General features: G+C 41.0%; 14 protein-coding genes and 1 pseudogene. 4 read left to right on the forward strand and 11 right to left on the reverse strand.

Features of this window, described 5'->3' with window-relative positions; genetic code table 11:
* The 4 genes from G7058_RS04715 to G7058_RS04730 all read right to left on the reverse strand — a co-directional run bounded on the left by G7058_RS04715 (window position 1) and on the right by G7058_RS04730 (window position 6,476).
* Complete coding sequence (locus G7058_RS04715) at window positions 1–1,176, reverse strand: ABC transporter substrate-binding protein (protein WP_166062474.1); 1,176 nt, start codon at window positions 1,174–1,176, stop codon at window positions 1–3.
* 261 nt (window positions 1,177–1,437) lie between these two features.
* Window positions 1,438–5,214, reverse strand: coding sequence for an FtsX-like permease family protein (locus G7058_RS04720; RefSeq protein WP_166062475.1), 3,777 nt, complete (start codon window positions 5,212–5,214; stop codon window positions 1,438–1,440).
* A 12-nt stretch (window positions 5,215–5,226) separates the two neighbouring features.
* Complete coding sequence (locus G7058_RS04725; protein ID WP_166062476.1) at window positions 5,227–5,928, reverse strand: ABC transporter ATP-binding protein; 702 nt, start codon at window positions 5,926–5,928, stop codon at window positions 5,227–5,229.
* Between the two features lie 74 nt (window positions 5,929–6,002).
* Entirely contained in the window at window positions 6,003–6,476 is a 474-nt protein-coding gene (locus G7058_RS04730) for a hypothetical protein (protein WP_166062477.1), read from the reverse strand.
* Between the two features lie 113 nt (window positions 6,477–6,589).
* Here G7058_RS04730 and G7058_RS04735 point away from each other — a divergent pair, with 113 nt between their 5' ends.
* Window positions 6,590–7,846 carry a BaiN/RdsA family NAD(P)/FAD-dependent oxidoreductase gene (locus G7058_RS04735; RefSeq protein WP_166062478.1) on the forward strand — a complete coding sequence of 419 codons (1,257 nt, stop codon included), beginning with the start codon at window positions 6,590–6,592 and terminating at the stop codon, window positions 7,844–7,846.
* On the opposite strand, the gene G7058_RS04740 is transcribed toward G7058_RS04735, so the two are convergent.
* Window positions 7,843–9,030, reverse strand: a complete 1,188-nt coding sequence (locus tag G7058_RS04740) for a class I SAM-dependent rRNA methyltransferase (RefSeq protein ID WP_166062480.1) — start codon at window positions 9,028–9,030, stop codon at window positions 7,843–7,845. The genes G7058_RS04735 and G7058_RS04740 overlap by 4 nt on opposite strands.
* A gap of 198 nt (window positions 9,031–9,228) precedes the next feature.
* On the opposite strand from G7058_RS04740, the gene G7058_RS04745 reads away from it, so the two are divergent.
* Entirely contained in the window at window positions 9,229–11,406 is a 2,178-nt protein-coding gene (locus tag G7058_RS04745) for an LTA synthase family protein (protein ID WP_166062481.1), read from the forward strand.
* A 148-nt stretch (window positions 11,407–11,554) separates the two neighbouring features.
* Window positions 11,555–13,079: pseudogene (locus G7058_RS04750) on the forward strand (IS1182 family transposase).
* A 324-nt stretch (window positions 13,080–13,403) separates the two neighbouring features.
* Here G7058_RS04750 and G7058_RS04755 read toward each other — a convergent pair.
* The 3 genes from G7058_RS04755 to G7058_RS04765 all read right to left on the reverse strand — a co-directional run bounded on the left by G7058_RS04755 (window position 13,404) and on the right by G7058_RS04765 (window position 15,989).
* Complete coding sequence (locus G7058_RS04755; RefSeq protein WP_166062482.1) at window positions 13,404–13,664, reverse strand: hypothetical protein; 261 nt, start codon at window positions 13,662–13,664, stop codon at window positions 13,404–13,406.
* 184 nt (window positions 13,665–13,848) lie between these two features.
* Complete coding sequence (locus tag G7058_RS04760; protein WP_166062483.1) at window positions 13,849–15,267, reverse strand: sensor histidine kinase; 1,419 nt, start codon at window positions 15,265–15,267, stop codon at window positions 13,849–13,851.
* Entirely contained in the window at window positions 15,264–15,989 is a 726-nt protein-coding gene (locus tag G7058_RS04765; protein ID WP_166062484.1) for a response regulator transcription factor, read from the reverse strand. The genes G7058_RS04760 and G7058_RS04765 overlap by 4 nt, the downstream gene beginning before the upstream one ends.
* Before the next feature lie 159 nt (window positions 15,990–16,148).
* Here G7058_RS04765 and G7058_RS04770 point away from each other — a divergent pair, with 159 nt between their 5' ends.
* Window positions 16,149–16,541 carry a single-stranded DNA-binding protein gene (locus tag G7058_RS04770; RefSeq protein ID WP_166062485.1) on the forward strand — a complete coding sequence of 131 codons (393 nt, stop codon included), beginning with the start codon at window positions 16,149–16,151 and terminating at the stop codon, window positions 16,539–16,541.
* A gap of 141 nt (window positions 16,542–16,682) precedes the next feature.
* Here the strand turns inward: G7058_RS04770 and whiA are convergent, their stop codons facing one another.
* Genes whiA through rapZ form a run of 3 tightly spaced genes read right to left on the reverse strand, consistent with a single transcriptional unit; the run spans window position 16,683 to window position 19,558 of the window.
* Entirely contained in the window at window positions 16,683–17,624 is a 942-nt protein-coding gene (whiA, locus tag G7058_RS04775; protein WP_166062486.1) for a DNA-binding protein WhiA, read from the reverse strand.
* A gap of 33 nt (window positions 17,625–17,657) precedes the next feature.
* Window positions 17,658–18,671 carry a gluconeogenesis factor YvcK family protein gene (locus G7058_RS04780; protein WP_373706656.1) on the reverse strand — a complete coding sequence of 338 codons (1,014 nt, stop codon included), beginning with the start codon at window positions 18,669–18,671 and terminating at the stop codon, window positions 17,658–17,660.
* Window positions 18,668–19,558, reverse strand: a complete 891-nt coding sequence (gene rapZ / locus G7058_RS04785) for an RNase adapter RapZ (RefSeq protein WP_166062487.1) — start codon at window positions 19,556–19,558, stop codon at window positions 18,668–18,670. The genes G7058_RS04780 and rapZ overlap by 4 nt, the downstream gene beginning before the upstream one ends.
* Window positions 19,559–19,681 lie beyond the last annotated feature (123 nt).

Raw genomic sequence — 19,681 nt, forward strand, 5'->3', positions numbered from 1 at the left:
TTATTTAGGTGATACGACTGTATTTCCAGCCTCTTCCCCATCTTGTAATTCGATAACAAACGTACTCTTAACCGGGTTATGATTTTCATCCAATGAGAATGTTCCGGTTACACCTTCGAAATCTGTTGTCTTGGCAATGGCTTCAGTAACGGCTTTTGAGTCTGTTGTGCCGGCCGTTTCAACTGCTGCCAACACAAGGTTTGCTGCATCATATGCCAAAGCTGCAAAGGAGTCTGCTTCTACACCGAACTTTTCTTCGTATGCTTTTAAGAAATCTTGTACTTTCGGATTTTCACTGTTCGGTGTGAAGTGACCTGTATAGTAGATATCATCTACGTTGTCTGCCCCAGCCAATTCAACTAGGGTTGAGTTCGCAAAACCATCTGGACCTAAGATTGGTTGTGTAATACCCATTTCACGGGCTTGCTTAATCAAGAGTCCTGCTTCTTCGTAATAGCCTGGGATAAAGATAACATCAAAGTCTTTATCACGGATATTTGTTAAGATGGCATTAAAGTCCGTATCTCCATCTGAGAAGTTTTCTTTAGAGACAATTTCACCACCAAAGACACTTTCAAAGGCTTCTGTTAAGCCCACTGCATAATCCGTTGAGTTGTCTTGTAAGATGATTGCTTTCTTCGCGCCTAAATCGTTTTGTGCGAAGTTAGCCAATACTTCTCCTTGGAAAGAATCTTGGAAACACACGCGGAAAATATATTCCCAAACAGTTTCATCGTCTTTCATCGTAACCATATCGCCTGTCGCTGCCGGTAATACGGCCGGAACGCCTGCGCGATCAAGTACTGGTGTTTGTGCAACTGCATCTCCTGTTGTTGCAGGTCCAATAATTGCTGTAACTTTATCTTCAGTAGCTAAACGTGTTGCAACAGAAGCTGCTTCTTGGGCAACTGAAGTATTATCGTACACTTTATAAGTGACATCTTCATCTGAGATACCGCCATCTTTATTCTTTAATTCGACCGCTAATTCAACGGCATTACTCATTGGGGTTCCATAGGCACTTGCCCCACCTGACAATTCAAAGTTACCACCGATAACGACACCTGATCCGTCTCCACCCGTTGTCCCCTCAGATCCAGCCGTTTCTCCCGCACCATTTCCACACGCAGCTAATAGCAACATAGACGATAGTCCCAACCAATACTTCTTCTTCATTAAAAATCCCCTCCGTGTTTTCCATTATAATACTTACCGTAATCAAAGAAACAAGGAGATTTTCTCCTTAAATTTTAATGTTTACAGTATAGAATATTCTGACAATTTAAGCAACACCTTTTTCTAAGTATTCACATGGTTTTGTTAGGTTTTTAAATGATTCCGTTTACAACATTGATTCAATAGGATTTAAAATCGTCAAATTTATTAACAAAAACCGATCTTACCACGAAATCTATTCGGTAAAATCGGTTCTCAGTATCACTCCACGCTTTTCAGAGCTTCAATCATATTCACTTTTTTCAACTTCAAATGCATAATAACCATCACAATCGCTGAGAATAACAGCGTCAAAACGGTCGAATAGACATAACTAATCGGATAAATGGCAATTGGAAACAACATAAAGTCCACTTCTACCATCTTTAATAAAACTGTTGCCAGAATATTTCCAAGACCAAAGCCGACAAGAATCCCGAACAGTGTCAAAATAAAAGTTTCGCGATAAACATATAAACTCACTTCCATATCATAGAATCCGAGCACTTTGATGGTTGATAATTCGCGGATACGTTCAGACACATTGATGTTCGTCAGGTTATACAATACGACAAACGCCAAAGCTGCTGCTGAAATAATCAAAACCAACGTAATCACGTCCAAACTTTCCAAAGTATCGCGGAAAGCTTCATGAATGACTGACATGAAAGTGACAAGTGCCACATTATCATTATCCATAACCCGCTCAGCGAATGCTTCTTCCCACTCACCATCGGTTTCTTCGAAAACGAGTAGGTCCGTATTAGGTGTAAAGGAAGCAGCAAAAACTGATTCATACAAGTTACGTGATAGGTAGACATAATGTCCAGTATAGTTTTCCGTCACAGTATCAATTGGAATCCGGTAGGTCATCTCTTCTTCATTTCGAATAACCAGTTCGTCTCCAGGTCCAACAGCCATTAAATCAGCAAGCTTTTCTGAAATAATCGCTCCATCATTATCAATTCTGTGAAGAGCCGTTGCATCCCGTTCTTTCAACCGTACAAATGCAGACACATTGTCCGTGGCTTCAGGCACAAAGATTGTTACATCCTGTGTCGTAATTCCTGTTCTTTCTGCTTTGTATGTTTCTTGAAGCGTAAAGAGATGGGAAGAAATCTCTTGATACTCTTCTCTTATCTCCTCATAACTCAATAAGTCTGAACGCGTACGATCTGGTTGTAAAGCGACCACAGCATCGTATCTCATGACTTTTGAAAATTGCGTTTCTGCGAGTCCCGAAATCGAGTTGCTGATAGCAAATCCCGTCAGAATAAGCGCCATACAGCCTGCCACTCCGACAACGGTAATTGAATTCCGCACCTTATAACGCAGAAGATTTCGAACTGTTATCTTAGAGTTGAAGCCCAAGCGGTTCCAAACAAACGGCAACCGCTCCAAGAAGATACGCTTTCCTTGTTTCGGTGCTTTTGGACGCATGATAGAAGCAGGGGTTTCCTTCAATGTATGGTAGCTTGCCAACATTGCCGGCCCTACAGTGCAAAGAAGTGCCACAACCGATGCAATCAGCGTATAGAAAGCATACTGATTCAATCGAATATCCGGTAAATTATAGAGTGAACTATACGCATTATAGATTAAGGTTGGGAATAACCAATAACCCAAAATTAAGCCGACAAACGTTCCGGTTATTCCGGCAGTTGCTGCATAAACTAAGAATTTAAGCGCAATATCAAAGTTCTTATAGCCCAATCCTTTTAAGGTTCCAATTTGCGTTCTTTGTTCATCTACCATCCGAGTCATCGTTGTGAAACTAACCAGTGCAGCAATTAAAAAGAAAAATACTGGAAAGACATCTGCAATCGAAGAAATACGATTCGCATTGTCCCCATATCCTTGATAACCGGGATTGTCAGAGCGGTCTTGTATAAAGTAAACCGGTTCTTCAAGTGCTTGCAAATCGTTTCTCGCTAGTGCGAGTTCTGCTTCCGCTTCGCCTATTTCTTGATCCGCAGTCGCTTTCTCAGCTTCAAAGGTAGCCAATCCTTCTGCATAGTCATTTTCGCCCGCTTGAATCTGTGTAAGCGCATCTGCCAATTGGCTTTCCCCACTCGAGCGCTCCGCAGCCAATGTATTTTTCCCTGCAGTCAACTCTGCTTGCCCGGCATCCAATTCGCGTTTCGCTGCTTCCAGTTCCTGATAAGAATCAGCTAAAATTTCTGACTGTACTGCGAACTGACGATCTGCTGCATTAACTTCTTCTTGAATCGCTTTGACAGAGGATTGTACTTTTGTCAAAAGGATATTTTTAGCACGCTGTAGTTCTTCTGAGCGTGCTTGTAACGTTTGACTGTTCGTAGTATAAGCACGTTTTGCTGCTTCAAGCTGCTGTCCTGTGTCAATTAGAGCAGTTTTTGTTTCCTGAATGCGTACTTTTTCCGTATTCAGATTGTTTGCCTGTTCGGTAATGCCTGTCTGTAAGTTATTTTGCAACGTTCGTTCTTGCTCCAAAGCATTGGCGACCGTTTCTACGGGCACTTCACCATTTAAGTATTTAAGGAAGGGATCGTAACTCAACGTTTGGTTTCCCTGCCCCATAACTTCGGTACGGGTCTGAGTCTTATCAGCATCCGTTAATTCCGCATAAGGAATCTCTATTTTCTGTTCGATATAGGCACGTTGCTCTTGTCGATTACCCAACACTGCTTTTTGTGACTCCAAGGCAGCCGTTCCATCGGCTAATTGTGTTTCGGCTGCTCGCAGTTGCGATTCAGCTGTTTGTAGATTCTCTTCTTGTGTACGGAAGGTTTCGGCCAAACGTTCCAACTGTTCTTGTGCAGCTGCAACCTGTTGCTCTGCATCCAATAATTGCTGAACTTGGGCAACTAAAGCCTCACCTTCTGGAGTCGGAATAGGATTTTCTACCAAACCTTCCAACGTAATGACCGTATCCAGTTGACTTAACAACTGTTGTTTTTGAATGTCCCATTCTGCTTTGGCATCCGCATACTGCTTAGTCCCTGCTTCCCACTCGCTGTACCCTTTATGGTATTGAGTATAAGCGGTGTCTAACACTGCCTGTTGGCGATTAATTTCTGCTTCGGCGGTACTGATTTCGGATTCAAATACTTCCAGCTTTTGATTGTACTCTGCCCAAGCATCGTCTAACTCTAAACGTGCAGCAGCCAATTCTGCTTCTGCTTCCGCTAATTGTGCTTTTGCCTCTTCAATTTCCTGCTCAGCAGAAAATATTACTCGGCGGCCTTCTAATCTTATTTCATTTATTTTTTGAACCGGTCTTTCATTCAAAGCAATCTCGACTTCTTCAGTTTTTGCTTCTACTTTTTTGCCATAGGCATCTGTATAGGCATCTTCTTCGTCTGTGAATGTCACGTATGCCTCGCTGAAAAAATCACCCTTAATACTGTCAGAGTGCACCACACCAAAGCCATCAAGCGAACCTTTACCGACTTGCGTGTTTCCGCGGCCAACTCTTTCTATATAAAGAGGCGAATGAACAAATCCTACAACCTCATACGTTTCTTCGGTTAATGTTGGGGCTCCTTCTATCGGTGTTTCCGAACGGAATGTGACATTATCTCCTAATGATGGTTGCTTTGAAAAACGGTTTAACTCGGCATCTAAGGCGATTTCTCCAACCTTTTCTGGTAGGCGTCCTGATACAAGCGCATACTTGTTAACCGCGGTATCCGTGTCATAAGGATAGAGACGTAAGGTATATTCATAATCGGCAAGAATAGCATCCATGGTTCGCATGGGATGCACTTCAATGCCGTCGACCTTATCCAGTGCCGTCAAATCTTCCGCTTCAATACCGTACGATGAAACAACTTTTAAGTCGAATAATTTTCTGTTTTGGTAATAACGATTCGCGGTATCGAGCATATCCGGTCCTGTTGCACTGATACCGCCGAAGAACCCTGTTCCGAGTACAATAATCGCCAGCAAGGCAAAAAAACGGGCCTTATTATTCCAAATGCCCTTCCAAATATCTTTCCATAATGCTTTCTTTATCATTATCCCAACCCCTTACCATTCGATTTCGGACACAGGCATCGGGTAATCATTTTCATAAATCGAACGGACCTGCGCATTATTAATTTCAATCACACGATTCGCCATTGGAGCAATCGCCTGGTTATGGGTAATAACTACAACAGTGGTCCCCGTTTCGCGACAGGTATCTTGTAATAACTTTAAGACTTGCTTACCGGTCTCATAATCCAAAGCACCGGTTGGTTCGTCACATAAAAGTAGTTTCGGGCGTTTCGCAAGGGCACGTGCAATCGCAACCCGTTGCTGTTCTCCCCCTGACAATTGCGCTGGGAAGTTCATCATACGATCCGTCAATCCGACTGCATCCAACACTTCAGCTGCATCTAATGCACGGTTCGATATTTGAGCTGCCAATTCGACATTCTCACGAGCAGTCAAATTGGGCACCAGGTTATAGAATTGAAAAACAAATCCAACGTCCAGACGACGGTAATGAGTGAGTTGTTTCGGTGTGAATTCAGCAATATTTGTACCATCCACCATAATGCGTCCTTCACTCGGATAGTCCATTCCGCCCAAGATGTTTAAGACCGTCGATTTTCCAGCACCGGATGGGCCCAAGATCACGACAAATTCACCCTTGTCAATATCAAAAGAAATGCTGTCATTGGCTTTTATTTTCGTTTCACCCATTTGATAATACTTACTTACTTTTTGCAAAGAGATATAAGCCATCTCTTAGTCACCACCTTCTATCTAAAAATAAAGCATCACTATAACAAAAATATGCTAGTGATGCCTCCTCAATATTAGTTAAAGCGTTCCATCAATGATGATAGTGTATGCGTTTCGCGTGAATCCACACGGTTTTCTGGGTATCCTACACGCAATTGTTGAATCGGTGTGTAGTTCGCTGGAATACCGATTTCTTTTTTAGCTTCTGGAGAAGAAATACGTGCAAATCCTTCGTCCTCAGTAATGTATTGGTAAGCCAACAATGAATTGGTCGTTGCTAATTGCATTTGGCACATGATCATACCAGCAAATAGGTAATTGCTGCTTTCAGCTTCTTCGCCGTCTTTTAATGAAACAACGATATTAATCGGGCCTTTAGCATCTTCTTGTTCTGAGTAAAACGTAATATGGAATTTGTCATGTAAATTTTCTGGAATTGGCGCTGTCAAACCAGCCACAATAATCGCTTCGATTTGTGCATCTGTTAATTCAATCGCTACCAATTTTTCAGTTGGGCGGTTCAAAGCTGCTACTTTTGTAAAATCCATTTTATAAAATCTCCCTTACTTCATTTATAGGTTACTTTTATTATACTATATATTAGTGTAGTATCGGTGTTAAAATACATATAAAAGTACAAAATAGGGAGTTTATAAATATTATGCGTAAAAATGTTATTGTTATCGGCGGTGGATCAAGTGGTTTGATGGCCGCTTGTACAGCTGCAGAAAAAGGAGCTTCAGTCACTTTATTGGAAAAGAACCCCAATTTAGGAAAAAAATTGATTTTAACGGGCGGCGGAAGATGTAATGTTACGAATAATCGGCCGGAAGAAGAGATTATTGCACACATCCCTGGGAATGGCCGTTTTCTCCATAGTGCCTTCAATCAATTTAGCCAATACGACATCATGCATTACTTTACGTCACGTGGTATTGCCTTAAAAGAAGAAGATCATGGGCGAATGTTCCCAGTGACGGATAAAGCACGAACGATTTTAGAAGCGTTTATCGATGAATTGAAAAGAAGAAATGTCCAAGTACAAACCAAAGCAACCGTTGAGCGAATTAATTACGAGAACGGCAAGATTGTGGGTGTGACACTTGATGATGGAACAGTCATACCAGCAGATAGTGTTGTATTAGCAACAGGTGGGAAAACATATTCCCGCACAGGTTCTACCGGCGACGGTTACCGTTTCGCCAAATACGTCGGCCATACAATCACAGAACTTTATCCAACTGAATCTCCAATTACTTCTTCAGAACCGTTTATTACTGAGCGTGTTTTAAAAGGATTATCGTTGCGTGATGTTGCCTTGAGTGTTCGGAATAAAAAAGGCAAGACTGTTGTCAGCCACCAAATGGATATGATTTTTACCCACTTTGGCGTTTCGGGCCCGGCGGCATTGCGTTGTTCAATGTTTGTCCACCAAACTAAAAAACGGGATAAAGTGGATGAAGTAACAATGGCTTTGGATGTGTTTCCAAATAGTAGTATTGGCCAAGTAGAGCAAGACTTACAACGTTTAATCAGAGAAACACCAGACAAGAACGTAAAAAATGGCTGGAAAGACTTAATGCCTGAACGGTACTTGCTGTTCGGTCTCGAACAAGCAGGTATTGATCCAGATCAGACATTAAAGTCGCTCCAACCAAAAGATATTAAAGAATTCGCACAATTTGCCAAAGCTTTTACTTTTACAGCAAATGGAACGCTTCCGCTTGATAAAGCCTTTGTTACGGGTGGTGGTGTTTCCACGAAAGAAGTAAATCCCAAAACGATGGAAAGTAAACGCCAACCCGGTCTTTACTTCTGTGGCGAATTACTGGATTACAATGGCTACACAGGTGGATACAATATTACCGGTGCCTTTGTAACAGGACATACGGCCGGTATGCACGCTGCCGTTGATTAATGCTTTTGCACAACGAATACTTTCAAGTAGTTGCTTGCAGCATTCGCTTTCACCGTTGTGAAGTCTTCCGGTAACCCGTATTCTTTCACAATTGAATAATCAATTCCTTTATTCCGGAAGGCCTTCTCAAGGTCGCTCCGGAATTTTTTGCGTTTATATGTCGCCGCATTGCTGGACAAGATAAACATTCCTTTATCACTTGAAATATCAATCAAATCTTCAACCATCGCACTATAATCTTTTAGTACTGAGAAAGTGCGTTTCTTAGTCCGCGCAAAACTTGGCGGGTCAACGACAATCACGTCGAATTTCATATCTTTACGTTTCGCATATTGAATGTAATCAAACACATCCATTACGTGGATACGGTGGTCTTCTGGACTCAATCCGTTGATTTCAAATTGCTCACGCGTTTTTTCTAAAGAACGATTCGCTACATCGACACTTGTCGTATGTGCCGCGCCGCCCATTGCTGCAGCAACTGAGAAAGCTCCGGTATAACTGAATGTGTTCAGAACCGTTTTCCCTGGGGCATACGTGCTCATTAAATCAAGGCGAACATGACGCTGATCCAAGAAGATTCCTGTCATCCAACCTTCGTCCAAATACGTCGCAAATAGAACATTGTTTTCTTTCACGTAATGCGGAGATGGAGCTTTTTCGCCATAAATAAAACCGCTGGCGTCTTCATCATCTTGGTGATAGCGGCGTTTTTCATAAACACCTTTAACAGCTGGAAATACTTCTCTAAAAGCTGAAACAATATCTTCCTTATAAAGGTAAATTCCTTCACTGTACCAAGAGAACACAGCATAGCCTGCGTAATAATCAATGGTCAGGCCAGGAATGCCATCCCCTTCTGCATTGAACAAACGAAAGGTATCTGTACTTTTGCTGTGTAATAAAGATTTTCGTACTGACTTTGCACGTTTGAATTGTTCCAAGAAGAACTCGTAATCAAACGATTCACCTTGCTCCCACGAATAAATCCAACCAATTCCTTTATTTTGTTTTGCCAGATACGCTTCTCCCAAGAATTGACCTACTGGTGTAACAACTTGAACTAGTTCGCCTTCTGAAAAAATAACTTCTTCATCAAAGCTGAGGGGCGCCAACAATGGATCGCCTTTTTTAATATGGGAAACAGCTTTTTGGGCCACTGTTAGAATACGTTTTCCACTCATTTTTTATTCCTACTTTCATAATTTTTGTTTATATAATGATTAAATTTCTCTTCATCTCTAGTGAATATGATTGACTATAAAAAAACGTACGCGTATAATACATATACGAATTTACATATCATTTACATGCATTTTTTGCATTTACACATACACGTGAAAAGCTTATCTTACCACGAAACCCCTTAAGGAGGGATCCCATTGTTTCAAAAATTTAAAGAAACCGCACGGAACAATTTCGGTTTCTTATTTAGTGCCGTCATTCTTTTCTGGCTCAAGACTTATCTCGCTTACAACCTTGAATTTTCATTGGGAGTTGCTGGCATTTACCAACAATTTCTACTTTTAATCAACCCTTTAGCAAGTACTCTTTTTGTCTTTGGACTGTCGTTATTCTTTTCCAAACCAAAAAGCCGTTCTCGCGCTTTAATTTTCTTGTATTTTCTAAATACCGTGCTCTTATTTTCAAACGTTTTATATTACCGGGAATTCTCCGACTTTATAACTGTAAAAACAATCATGGGTTCTTCTTCTATGATGAATGGCTTAGGTCCCGGCGTTTTCAAAATGTTAGCATGGCAAGATGTTCTGTACTGGATTGACTTTTTCATCTTAATTTTTCTTTACCGTCGAAAAAAAGGTAAGTCAGAAGAACATGGACCGATTAAAAAACGGTATGCGATTGGAACACTCGTTATAGCCTTTGCATTATTCATGGCAAATCTTGGTCTGGCAGAAATCGACCGTCCGCAGTTACTAACTCGGACATTTGACCGTAATTATATTGTAAAGTATTTAGGTGTGAATGTGTATACCATCTATGATGGTGTTCAAACAGCAAAAGCGAATTCCGTTCGTGCGAGTGCCGATAGTTCCGATATGGCACCGGTTTTGGATTACATTGATACACATTTTGCTACTCCTAACCCTGAAACCTTTGGACAAGCAAAAGGTAAAAACGTTGTCTATATTCACTTAGAAAGTATGCAGCAATTCTTAATCGATTTAGAAATGACAGAAGAAAATGGCGAAACACGTGCCGTAACACCTTTCCTAAATGAACTGTACCACAGTACGGATTCTTACAGCTTTTCTAACTTCTTCCATCAAACAGCTCAAGGTAAAACGAGTGATGCGGAGTTATTGATTGATAATTCATTATTTGGTCTTCCACAAGGTTCCGCCTTTACCCAACTTGGTTCTGATAATACTTTCCAGGCCGGCCCACAAATCCTAAAGCCACTTGGATACTCCAGTGCAGTCTTCCATGGGAATGTTGGCTCTTTCTGGGACCGCGATAATGTTTATAAATCAATGGGGTATGATTACTTTTTCAGTTCAGAAACAAGTTATACCCTAACACCTGAGAATTCTCTGGAATATGGTTTGAAAGATAAATTATTCTTCCAAGAGTCTGCTCAATATCTAGAACAAATGCAACAACCGTTCTATTCGAAGTTCGTTACTGTTTCCAATCACTTCCCCTTCCCAGAGGACGAGATGAACACAGTATTTGATATTCCAAATACTAGTGACGATACTATTAATGGCTATTTCAATACGGTTCATTACGCGGATGAAGCTTTACAAGAATTCTTCCAATATATGAAGGATAGTGGCCTTTACGAGAATACCGTCTTCGTTTTATACGGTGATCACTTCGGTATCTCAAACTCACGGAACCGGACGCTTGCTCCGCTCTTGGGTCACGATCCAGCTACATGGGGCGAGTACGACAACACCATGCTCCAACGTGTTCCGATGATTATTCATATTCCTGGTATTGAAACAGGTTACGTGAACCCAACATATGGTGGTCAGGTGGACGTTCTACCAACTATTCTGCACTTACTTGGTGTTGATACAGAGACACACATCCAAGTTGGCCAAGATTTATTGTCTCCCGAACGGGAAGACTTAACGGTCCTTAGAAATGGAAATGTCATTACTCCAGAATACACGAGTCTCGGATCGAAGGTTTACAGTACGGATACAGGAGAAAATATTTTCGTGGACGAATTAGAAACGCCAGAGTTGTATACTGAGATTGTAGGTATACGTGAAGCAGGACAACTGCAACTATACATGTCTGATCAGATATTAAATGGTGATTTACTACGTTTCTACACACCTGCAAATTTCGAGCGGGCAGATAAAAACGCTGTGAACTACTTAAACTCCCCGGCTGACCTGCAAGCAGAACTAGCTGCAATGGGAGTGAAAAGTACGGCTTTAATTTCTCAAAACAATAACATTTCAACTGTACCGCTCTACCAAACCAACGCTCCAGAATTCCCCGGTAACGAAGTGGTTGAGGATCCACTAGAAACAAGCACACTTGAAGAAGAAACCGTTGAAGAAACAGAAGAATTGAATTAATTATTTTAGTAAAGAGAGGCTGGGACAAAACCTAGCTAAAAAGCAGCCCGGAAGTTTTTCTTCCGGGCTGCTTTGTTATTGGTATAAAAAAAGAAAGCCACCTAGTATAATGTAAATAACGACAAATACATTCAGGAGGGGCTTTCTTATGTATAAAAAATATAACACAAACCAAACCACTTTACCATTGGAATTATCCGCTTTGCTTCCCCCAAGACCATCTTGTTTTTGTTATCGATGAATTTATTGAATCGTTAGATTGGTCTGCCTATCCTTTATTCGAGGCTTCCGAAGGAAGGCCTGCTTATCACCCGCGTTTGCTTATCAAGGCTTTGTTATTCGCCTACTCGGAAGGTATCTTCTCGGGACGGAAAATGGAAAAGATGATGTTGGAGAACATCGCTATGATGTGGTTGGTAAGCCAAGAAACGATTTCCTACCGTACAATCAACCGGTTTCGGTCATCACTGTTTTGCCAAAATCTGTTACCGGAATTGTTTGCGGAATTTGCAGCGAAACTGAAGACAGAAAATATGGTCACGATGGAAACCCTCTTCGTTGATGGCACGAAAATTGAAGCAAACGCCAATAAGTTTTCTTTTGTCTGGAAAAAGGCCATTGAGAGATACAAAGCTTCCCTTAAAGAAAAGGCGATGCAGTACTTTAAGGAAGAAATTCAACCATTGGTTGACCAAGCCATGCAGATTGATGATTCTGATGAACTGTCCACCGCTGAGTTGGAAGAAATTGCCACTATCATTGAGCAAGAAATTCAGGACCTGTCTAGTGACATCGAGGCGAATCCAGTTAAAGGGAAAAACCCTAAAAAGCAAAGACGACGGACGCTAAAGAAACACTTGCGTAAATTGGTCAATGACTTTATTCCACGTAAGAAAAAATATGCGGCGTATGAAGAAGTTTTGGAGGATCGGAACAGCTTCTCAAAAACGGATACCGACGCTACGTTTATGCGAATGAAAGATGACTATATGCAAAATGGACAACTTAAGGCAGGATACAATATTCAAATTGGTACTGAAAACCAATTCGCTTTGGCCGTCGGGATATTTCCAAATCCTACGGATACGCGGACACTCATCCCTTTTGTAGATTCCTTGACTATTTTACCGAAGACCATTGTAGCTGATGCTGGATATGGCAGTGAGGAAAACCTGGATTACTTGGACCAAATTGGTGTGGAACACCTTATCAAATATAATGCGTTTGATAAAGAACAAAAGCATAGCTATAAATCATCAGATAAAAATAGAAAAAATTGGGAATATGTGACGGAAGAAAATTATTTTGTCCATCCGGATGGCACGAAATATTATTTCAGCCATATCAGCCGCAAGAAGAACACGAGTGGTTTCGTTCAGGTAATCCATGTCTATAAACCGACTAATCCGGAAGAAGCCCCCCAAAAATCATTTAACTATAATTGGCACTATGAGGAATTAAAAGAACAAGAAACGAGTAAGCTTTTATCGCCCGAAGGGTCTCGGGTTTTTGCACAACGCAAAATCGATGTTGAGCCTGTTTTTGGCCAGATAAAGGCTAATTTGGGTTTCACTCGATTCCATTTACGTGGAAAAGAAAAGGTAAAAGTTGATATTGAATTGGCCTTGATGGCCAATAACTTGAGAAAATATAATCTAAGGAAGGCTAGTTAACAGAATTACGCGACTTTTTAATACAAAACCAAAAAGATGATTGAGTTTTTTGAACTCATTCATCTTTTTGGTTAGCTGAGATATTTTGTCCCAGCCTCTCTTTACTATTAGTGACGTAAACGTGCTCACGATAGCAATGTCATAAACTTAAGAGACTTAACAACTATAGAAAGGGGGCAGACACCCGTTGGATGTGTTCTTCCTTTTTTTGTCGTGACCATTTTTAAGTTATCCGAAATGAGACGGAAATGCCATGCGTCCCGCAGCAGTACATAAGCAAACACGCAGGATATTTTGGATGCAGCAATGTTTTAACGGCTAAATTCATAGCACAGCGGAAATACCGAGAAACCTACTATTTATAATCAGTTGGTTCAGATAACTCACCGACCAACTGATTGTAAAACTGTTTACATCGAGTTCGAATGCCAAATCCGCCGACCAACTGATTGTAAAACTGTTTACATCGAGTTCGAATGCCAAATCCGCCGACCAACTGATTGTAAAGCTGTTTACACCGAGTTCGAATGCCAAATCCGGCGTCCAACTGATTGTAAAGCTGTTTACACCGAGTTCGAATGCCAAATCAGGCGTCCAACTGATTGTAAAACTATTTACATCGAGTTCGAATGGGAAATACTAGCTAAATGAGAAAACACCGTCATATCTAGGAAGAATAACCCTTGATATGGCGGTGTTTTTAATTGCTCAGATTATAAATTATTACTAAAAAGTGACTTTTCCCCACTTTCCTTTTTTGTATCTCGTCTTAGTTCTTTTCATTCAGCTCTTTAGGAAACTTAATCGTAAAGGTCGTTCCTTTATCGCGTGCGCTTTCGACCTCTATTTTCCCGTTATGACTATCAATCAAAGATTTTACAATCGCCAAACCAATCCCGGATTCGCCATATTTATTATTTTTACGCGAGGGATCCGTTTTGTAGAACCGTTCCCAGATAGCCGGTAGTTCATTTTCCGCCATCCCAATTCCGGTATCGCTCACTTTGATAACCGTATAATCTACTTCTGCATGGGCAGTTAAGGTTATCGTACCATTCTCAGTAAACTGGATCGCATTATTGATGAGATTGACCAAGATTTGTATAAACCGATCGTAATCCGCGTAAACGGTTAAATCCGGTGAAGAAACGCTCACGTGGACAGCGTTCCCTTTACTGGCCGCTTTTTTCATCAATTGCTCTTTCACTGCAGTCAAAGTTGCTAAACAAGGAATTGCTTGCTTCACTAAAACAACTTGTGCAGAGCGAATTTTTTCATAATCAAGATTCTCATTAACCATTCGTATCATCCGTCGTGTTTCATTTTGCATAATTTCAACACTGCGTTTCCGACTGCGTTCGGGAATCATGTCGTGCTCCCATCCCTCCAAAATACCATTAAGCGTCGTCAAAGGCGTACGCATTTCATGCGCCACGTCCATCATAAACTGCCGTCTTAACGACTCTTGTCTTTCGATTTCAATTTGGGAGTTCTTCAAAGAATCCACCATTAAATTAAAGTCACCAGACAATTCATCAAATTCATCGCGACCAAAATTATCCAAATGAATTTCAAAGTTTCCTTGAGTAATCTCATTCGTGGCCCGACGCATACGAATGATTCGTCGGGATAAATAATTAGCAAAGCCAATACTAAATAGAATCGCGATAACTCCTGACAGCAAAATGGCCAATTGAATCCCACTCCGCATATTAGAAATATCATTCTGGATACCGCTGACTGGTGAGGCAACGGCTACAAATCCGGAAAAGCTGCCCGTAGCCGTATTAAATAAAGGAAGATAAACCGTTACAAGCGACATCTCCTCATTCATAAATCCCCGGTCGCGTTCCTTCAAAGAAATTCGCTCGCCTTTTTGAAGCAGACTTAAATCTTTTGGGGCCAGACCACTTGCATAATTACGTTCAACCACAGGGTAAATTAATTGGTCCTGACTGTTGTACATGGCTAGCATAACATCTTGTTTTGAGATCATATCAATGCCATTTTCTACTTCACGCAACGTCATATTTTCATCAATAACCGCTTCTGCATAACCGAAAAGTTGCTCTTCCTTTTCTTCATAGATATTTGTCACTAGAAAGCGAGCAAATATTATCCCTGTTGCTCCAATAGTTACAATGATAACTAAGAAGAAAGCTAGCAACTGTTTATATAGAAATTTCACGCATTTTCCTCTTCTCGATTATGGCTGTCATCAAATTTGTACCCGACTCCCCAGACCGTATGAATGACTTGCGGTCCCACACTCTCAATTTTTTGGCGCAGTTTCTTGATGTGGGCGTCAATCGTACGCTCATCTCCAAAAAAAGGATCCTCCCAGATGCTGGTCAACAAATGCTCACGAGAAAAAACTTGGCGTGGATGCCCCGCCAATAAAGCAAAAATCTCGAACTCTTTCGGAGTTAATGCCTCAATTTTTTTATCATGATAAAATGCTTCACGCGAACGCGTACTAATTTTAATATATTCCGTTTCAATATCGAACCGTTCCTGACCACTCGTGTTTTCCGGTGCACTCAGTTGCGTCCGGCGATAAAGTGCTTTGATCCGGGCCATCAACGTTAATGGGCTAAATGGCTTAGTGACGTATTCATCCGCGCCAATCTCCAAACCAATAACCTGGTCACTTTCCGAATCGCGTGCAGTCAGCATAATAATCGGAACGTGAAGCGACACTTTACGAATTTCGCGACACACTTGCATGCCATCCATACCGGGTAAATTTAAATCCAAAATAATCATATCCCATGACTCTTTGTCCGCAAGAACTAAATCCAGACCTTTTTGTCCGTCTCCACTAAAGGCAGAATCCCAGCCCTCTTTTTCAAAAAACATACTCATCATTTCGCAAACGGATTCGTTATCTTCAATCATCAAAATGTTCATGATTGCACCTTCCTTTATAGTCATTTATGGGTTTTTATTCTAATTGTGAACATTCTATGTCATAATAGCAAATTAATTTGAATTTATTATGACTTTTTAAAAAGAAAAAAAAGCTTTTCGACATTTTTTGCTTATATATATGTAGAAAGGAGCGATAGCATGAATCAAGTATCTTTGATCGGACGTCTGGTCCGAAATGTCGAACTGCAGGAAATCGGTCATGGTAGTGTCGTTTGCAATAACACACTGGCTGTTAAGAGCCCACGCAAGAATGAGAACGGCCAAATGGTTGCTGATTTCATTCCAGTGGTCTTCTGGGATAAGTCGGCCCTCTTATTGCGGGACTACTGTGCGAAAGGAAATCAACTTGGCGTAAGCGGTCGAATGGTTTCCAGATCCTACGTAAACAAACAAGAACAAACTGTTTACGTAGTCGAACTATTAGTCGAAGAATTGTTTTTCATGGAAGCTAAAAAGACAGCCGAAAATGTGACACAACCGCCACGCGTGGACACATCTACCGAAGCAGAACCTGCCGGCATGCCTTTTTAAGCTTACCAACCAGTAGTATTTTTCACCTCCTCTAGCTGTAATTTTAATCACTGTGTATTCAGAACCCTCCTTTCAAATGATCTATGTGGATACACAAAAAACGAGTCGGATTACCCCGACTCGTTTTTTGTATTTGTATAGTTAGACCATTACTTCCTTATTACGCAGCTTATCTGCGTATTCATTAATTTTACGAATACGGTGGTTGATACCGGACTTTGAAATAATGCCGCTTGGAACCATTTCCCCGAGTTCCTTCAGACTTACATCTGGGTTCTCTAACCGTATAATTGCGATTTCACGCAATTTTACTGGTAATTTATCCAAGCCGACTGTTGCTTCGATAAACTCAATATTCTGAATTTGTCTCGTAGCAGCATCGATGGTCTTATTCATATTGGCGTTCTCACAATTCACCAAGCGATTGACTGAATTGCGCATATCACGAATAATCCGAACATCTTCGAATTTCATCATGGCGTTATGCGCGCCAACTAGAGCCAAGAAATCGGCAATCTTCTCTGCCTCTTTCAGATAGGTAATAAACCCATTTCGGCGATCAATCGTTCGTGCATTTAAATCGAAATGGTTCATCATTTCGCAAATATCTTTGTTGTGGTCTTCGTAATTAGAATAAATTTCCAAATGGTAGCGACTTGTCTCCGGACTATTGACCGAACCACCTGCCAAAAATGCACCGCGTAAATAGGAGCGTTCTTTTTGGTCGTTCTTCATGATTTCTTCCGAAACAGTTGTCGTGAAGGACAAACCGTCAAAGATATTCAAATCTTTTAATAGTTCTTGTACATTGCGTTTCAAACGGACAATATAAATGTTGTTCTTCTTTAATTTCATTTTGCGACGAACCAAAAGTTCTCCTTCCACTTGGTAGTGGTCTTTCAATAAGGAATACATCCGTCTGGCAATCGCAGCATTCTCAGATTGTATGTTCAAAATTAGTTTTTGATTATATATACTCACTGAACCACTCATACGAATTAAGGCGGTTAGCTCTGCTTTGGCATGTTCGCGGTGAACTTCCAATTGGGTCAGTTCTTTCTTGACATCAGAAGCATATGACATGAAACATCCTCCTTTCTTCTAATGAGTGCTTTTTTAGTTATGATTCAATGTTGGCATACTTGAGCTGAGGTTCATAATTTCTTGAGCTACTTTATCACCGTCATGATAGACACCACCGTCTTTCAGATTTAAGAAATCGGCAGAGATAACGCGACAATTTTCATCACGCAAAGCTTGGAAATCGTGTGTTACCTGCAATAAATATTCTTCATCCGCTTGTTGGTTCAACACAGCATCCGGCACACGTTCCGTATTCACTAAAACGGTATTAATGAATGGACGTCCCATATGTTTGTGGAGTACCTTAACATGATCCGCATCAGAGAAATTCTCAGTTTCACCGAGTTGCGTCATAATATTACAAATATAAACAACTTCCGCTTTCGTCTTCAAGACAGCCTCGCCTAAATCACCAATCATCAAGTTTGGCAAAATGCTCGTATACAGACTACCCGGTCCAATTAAAATAATATCTGCTTCTTCAATAGAACGAATAACATCACGGGCAGCATGTGCCTCTCTTGTTTCATCCAACGGTTTCACATACACATAATCAATTGGCTTTCTAATTCTCCCGATTACAGACTCTCCTCTTGCTGAGGTGCCGTCTTGGTACTTCGCATACAACGTTAAAGGCTCTTCAGCTGCAGCATAAATTCTACCTTTAACAGACATCATAGCTGATAAAAGGCGAACCGCATCGAAAACACTGCCTTTCATTTCGGCCAAAGCTGCAATGATTAAGTTCCCAATCGCATGACCTGAGAAGAAATCATCATTGGAGTCAAAGCGATACTGGAAAATATCTTTATAAATTTCGGGAACATCCGAAAGTGCAATCATGCAGTTTCTTATATCACCGGGTGGAATAATATTTACGTAGTCACGAATAACGCCACTACTTCCACCATCATCCGCCACTGTCACAATTGCCGTCAAGTCAACGTCGTATTGTTTCAGATTCTTCAGTATAACTGGCAGTCCTGTCCCACCACCGATAACTACAATTCTCTTTTGGCGTTTTTTTGGTTTAGTATTCATACTCATGAGCGATTTACCGTCTCTTTCCGTTTCCCTTTATCCCGGTGTGAGATGTTAACAGGGTAACCGTCATTTTTTAAGTGTGCACCTACACGTTCCGCTAATGCGACTGAACGGTGTTGGCCACCTGTACAACCAATTGCAATGGTTAAACTGGATTTCCCTTCGCGTTTATATCCTGGCGTAATCGTATCCAGCAAATCGATAAACTTCCGATAGAAAGCTTCTGTTTCAGGCTGTTGCATCACATAATCATAAACGGGTTTATCCATTCCTGTTAAAGGTCTTAATTCATCAATATAATGCGGGTTCGGTAAGAAACGAACATCCATAATGATATCAGCATCAATCGGCGCGCTAAATTTGAAGCCAAAAGAAACAACCTCAATATGAAACAATTGCTGCTCCTCATTCTGAAAACGTTCCAAAATTAATTCACGAAGTTGCCGTGGTGAAGTATGGCTGGTATCCAAAATCCATTGCGCACGGCTACGCATATTCGCAAGCAAATCGCGTTCGCGGCGAATACCATCTGTAATGGTGCCGGATCCTTGTGCCATCGGATGATTCCGACGTGTTTCTTTATAACGTGATACAAGTGCATCGTCTGAAGCATCCAAATAAATCGTTTTTGTCGTCACAAAAGAAGTGTTATCCAGATTACCGATTCCTGACAAAATTTCGTCAAAAAACGCTCTAGAACGCAAATCGATGACTAGACAAACTTTAGTAATTTTTCCGGACTCTTTTACAAGCTCCCAGAATTTTGGCAACAAACTCGGTGGCATATTATCCACACAAAAATATCCTAAATCCTCAAATGTTTGTAACACGACGGTTTTACCTGCCCCACTCATACCTGTTATTATTACAAGTTCTAATGTATCTGCCATCCTTGCATATCCTCCTCTTTGATTCTTTCAACATTATATCACACCGGGCGTGTCATATGTAAACTTTATAGTGAAAGTTATAGCAAGTGGTTTTACCGGCGTACACGTTTTTGTAAAGCGCTG

Origin of the sequence: Jeotgalibaca porci (assembly GCF_011299095.1) — a bacterium.
In the GTDB taxonomy this organism is placed as follows: domain Bacteria; phylum Bacillota; class Bacilli; order Lactobacillales; family Aerococcaceae; genus Jeotgalibaca; species Jeotgalibaca porci.

Coding starts and splice junctions, on each gene's coding strand:
- G7058_RS04735 (WP_166062478.1), top strand. CDS start 6,590: ATGCGTAAAAATGTTATTGTTATCGGCGGTGGATCAAGTGGTTTGATG.
- G7058_RS04715 (WP_166062474.1), bottom strand. CDS start 1,176: ATGAAGAAGAAGTATTGGTTGGGACTATCGTCTATGTTGCTATTAGCT.
- G7058_RS04770 (WP_166062485.1), top strand. CDS start 16,149: ATGAATCAAGTATCTTTGATCGGACGTCTGGTCCGAAATGTCGAACTG.
- rapZ (WP_166062487.1), bottom strand. CDS start 19,558: ATGGCAGATACATTAGAACTTGTAATAATAACAGGTATGAGTGGGGCA.
- G7058_RS04730 (WP_166062477.1), bottom strand. CDS start 6,476: ATGGATTTTACAAAAGTAGCAGCTTTGAACCGCCCAACTGAAAAATTG.
- G7058_RS04725 (WP_166062476.1), bottom strand. CDS start 5,928: ATGGCTTATATCTCTTTGCAAAAAGTAAGTAAGTATTATCAAATGGGT.
- G7058_RS04765 (WP_166062484.1), bottom strand. CDS start 15,989: ATGAACATTTTGATGATTGAAGATAACGAATCCGTTTGCGAAATGATG.
- G7058_RS04720 (WP_166062475.1), bottom strand. CDS start 5,214: ATGATAAAGAAAGCATTATGGAAAGATATTTGGAAGGGCATTTGGAAT.
- whiA (WP_166062486.1), bottom strand. CDS start 17,624: ATGTCATATGCTTCTGATGTCAAGAAAGAACTGACCCAATTGGAAGTT.
- G7058_RS04740 (WP_166062480.1), bottom strand. CDS start 9,030: ATGAGTGGAAAACGTATTCTAACAGTGGCCCAAAAAGCTGTTTCCCAT.
- G7058_RS04780 (WP_373706656.1), bottom strand. CDS start 18,671: ATGAGTATGAATACTAAACCAAAAAAACGCCAAAAGAGAATTGTAGTT.